The sequence below is a fragment of the bacterium genome (assembly GCA_040753085.1).
GTDB lineage: Bacteria > UBA9089 > JASEGY01 > JASEGY01 > JASEGY01 > JASEGY01.
The window spans coordinates 1-3,209 of sequence record JBFMHI010000222.1 but is presented as its reverse complement, the minus strand read 5'-3'; the positions used below and the strand labels follow the sequence as shown (position 1 = coordinate 3,209).

General features: G+C 47.6%; 2 protein-coding genes. Both read left to right on the top strand.

Annotated elements, in window-relative coordinates; translation table 11 throughout:
• The first annotated feature begins 144 nt into the window (after positions 1-144).
• The gene (locus AB1797_13770; GenBank protein MEW5768654.1) at positions 145-534 is read left to right on the top strand and encodes a GSU2403 family nucleotidyltransferase fold protein; all 390 of its coding nucleotides are present in this window, start codon (positions 145-147) and stop codon (positions 532-534) included.
• A gap of 233 nt (positions 535-767) precedes the next feature.
• A complete protein-coding gene (locus AB1797_13765) occupies positions 768-3,041 on the top strand; it encodes a tetratricopeptide repeat protein (GenBank protein ID MEW5768653.1) in 2,274 nt (757 codons plus the stop codon).
• The last annotated feature ends 168 nt before the right edge of the window (positions 3,042-3,209 follow it).

Below are 3,209 nucleotides of genomic sequence, written 5' to 3'. Positions count from 1 at the left end.
AAAGATGCCCTCAGATATCAATCATTATGGTGAGGTGACAATCTCTTTTCTTAATTAAAGCTTCTATTAGATAAAGCTATCTTTCAAAAAGCCTTGTTGGCCCAATAGCACAAAACCTTTTCTGGAACTGGGGAATGCAAGTTTATATCCCGGTTCAATGTGGCGGCCCAACCTCTTCGTTTTCTGGACTACCTGATAGAAAACCCAGAGCAGGGGGTGGTAGTAAATGGGGGCGGCATTTTGGTGAATGTCCCCACTTCGGCAAGGTTTGCCTTCCACAAGCTAATTGTCTCGCAAGAACGGGAAGTAGTCATGCCCGATAAGATGGAGAAAGACATTATGCAGGCGGCGCAAGTATTTTCTCTGTTAGCGGATGAGCGTCCAGGAGACCTGTTACTTGCCTGGGATGAGATTAAGCGTCGTGGTAAGGGGTGGGTTAAACGAGTATCTGCTGGGCTTTCGGTTATGGAGAAGCGGCATCGAGCCGGGTATGAGATGGTTCTCACCATCTTACCCGAACTCAAAAAAAGCTGAGAGGAGAGAGTTGAGAGTCGAGAAGAGAAAGTGTTCTCCATTATTTAACTTACAACTGAATGTCGCTCAAAGGGTTATCAGCTACTAAGAGTCTATCCCAAGGCCTCCGCGCGTGAAAGGGTTGAGACACCAGGAGTCTGGTAGACGCCTGGTGTCTTGGGTTTAGGATAGGCCCTAAAGAGAAGATCAATAAATAGGGTTTAAAAGCGGTTAAGGTAGGATAATAAAATAAAATGTTATCAGCACGGCGACTCTCTTTTGAGTCTCTAATTCATATCGGGCTTATTACGCTTATCATTCTTCATACCCTGGTAGTCAGTCCCTATACCTTTCGTTCCACTGAGCTTAAAACCCCTATCGATCAAATTCTCATCCTCGTCCTTTCCTTACTCTATGGCGGATGGCGCACCCGCTTCGTGGGTACCCGGGATGGCGGAATAAAGAATCCGAAATCCCGGGTACCCACGAAATGGGTGCGAAATCCAAAATTGTTTCTTCCTCTAGGCATTTTTCTGCTTTTAGCCTGTTTCTCTACCGCTCTTTCTCCTTACAAGTTGGCCTCTCTTTATGAATTCGCCAACCTGATAAGCTACGCCTTGCTGTTTTGGATCATCCTGGTGTCAGTTAAAGATAGCCAGACAATTCACCTCTTGCTTAATGTTTTACTTGGAGTAAGCCTTCTGGTCTCCCTTTACGGCCTCGCTCAATATTTCGGGTATGATATCTTTACCGGAGGCGGTGGGGTGACCTCCACCTTTGGCAACTCTAACTTTTTAGCCGGTTTTCTGGTGGTGGTTATTCCCCTGGCCATCACCTTCTCATTTCGGATTTCGCACCCACTTCGTGGGTACCCGGAATTTCGGAATAAAGGCCCTGAAGTCCGAAAAGGAGTAAATCCGCCATCCCCCCTACCCACGAAGTGGGGGCGCCATCTGCCATCGGTAGGATATGGAATCTTATCTTTATGCCTAATTCTCTGCCTTGGGCTAACTCAAACCAGAGGGGCCTGGATTGCCTTTGGAGTAGAAATTATCCTTTTGATCGTCATCTTTTCCATCCGAAATCCAAGATCTGTAATCGCGGTGGGTCTTGTTCTCCTCTTCTTAAGCATTGGCCTCCTTCTCTTAGTCCAACCGGCAACAATTCAACGGGTTACCTCGATTTTTGAACCAGCCGGGTTTGATCTTACCCCTTCTCCAGAGGGGGTAAAAAGCTCCATCCAGGTTCGTCTCTTCATCTGGCAGGGCACCTTGAGGATGTTTGCCGCTGCCCCTATTTTAGGACATGGCCTGGGAACCTTTATGATCAATTTCCCCCAATTTCGTCCGGCAGGCTTTCATTCCGGCGGGTTGGGACACAATACCCATCATGCCCATTCAGAATACATGGAAATACTGGCTGAGATGGGTATCCTGGGCCTGCTGGCTTTCCTGTGGTTTATCTTCACCTGTCTCTGGATAGGGGTGAAAAAATGGGGAATGCTTTCAGGTTGTCTGGTAAGTATCATCGGCCTTCTCGTTCACTCTGCCTTTACGGTTGATCTTAGATTTACCTCTGGGGTTTACCTCTGGCTGCTCCTCGGTTTAGTGGTAGTAATGGCCCGGCCGGCAGAAAAGTTAGCCCCAAAAGTCATCTCACCATCCAAGAAACGCCGACCCTCGAAACTCGACGAGCCGCAAGCGGGTGCCCCGAACTCGAAACTTATCGTGGCTTACTCATTATTAGCCATTGGGCTTCTTATTCTACTTATCCCTTTTATCATTCGGCCGGCTCAAGCCAGCCTTCACTTAAAACGAGGCGATATAGCCGAAAAGAGAGGCGATTATACCACGGCTATCAGGGAATACGAACAGGCTATTTCCATCTCACCTATCTGCTACCCGGCTTACTACCAGGCTGGTTACCTTTACGTAGAAAAGATACCGGATACTAAAGAAGCCCTGTCCACCTATCAGAAGTTGATAAAATATGCCCCCAATTATGCCCAAGTCCATTACAACCAGGGACTATTACATCGAAAGATGGGTGATTTACCCCTGGCCAGGGCGGAATTGCAGCAATGTCTTAAGAATAATCCTTACCACAAGGGATCCCATTTTAATCTGGGGCTGACCTGGCTTGACCTGGGAGAGCTAAGGGAAGCTGAGGCAGAGTTTAAAACCACCCTTGAGCTTGACCCTCAGGACGCCGCCTCAAGGGAAAGATTGGTCTCCATCTATTTCCAGCAGAAGCGATGGGATGAAGCTATTGCTCAGAGTGAAGCACTCATCCAAATCCAACCAGAAAATGCGGCGGCCCATAGTAACTTAGGGGCGGTCTATTCGGAAAAGGGAGATAAAGGGAAGGCTTATTACTACCTGAAAAAGGCGGTAGAAGTTGATCCGAAATTTTTGGTCGGTTATCAGAATCTGTGGTTTTTTCTAAATAAAGAGGGGAGAAGAGAAGAGGCCGCCATAGAGTATCAGAAGATGCTTAAGCTCAAAACCTCGGTTATCGGTGATCAGTGATTACCGAATTACCGGAGGCCTGAGTAGATACCTAAAACAATAGTAACTATTCAGCCACAGATGCACACAGATGAAACACGGAAAATCCGTGAGCCGTGTCCGTGATTCGGGTCTGTCCTTAGGCTGTAGGGACAACCCTTGTGGTTGTCCGTCTACGGAACGGACATG

Bases quoted from the DNA above. Each gene is read 5' to 3' on its own strand.
- AB1797_13765 (MEW5768653.1), top strand. From the start codon at position 768: ATGTTATCAGCACGGCGACTCTCTTTTGAGTCTCTAATTCATATCGGG.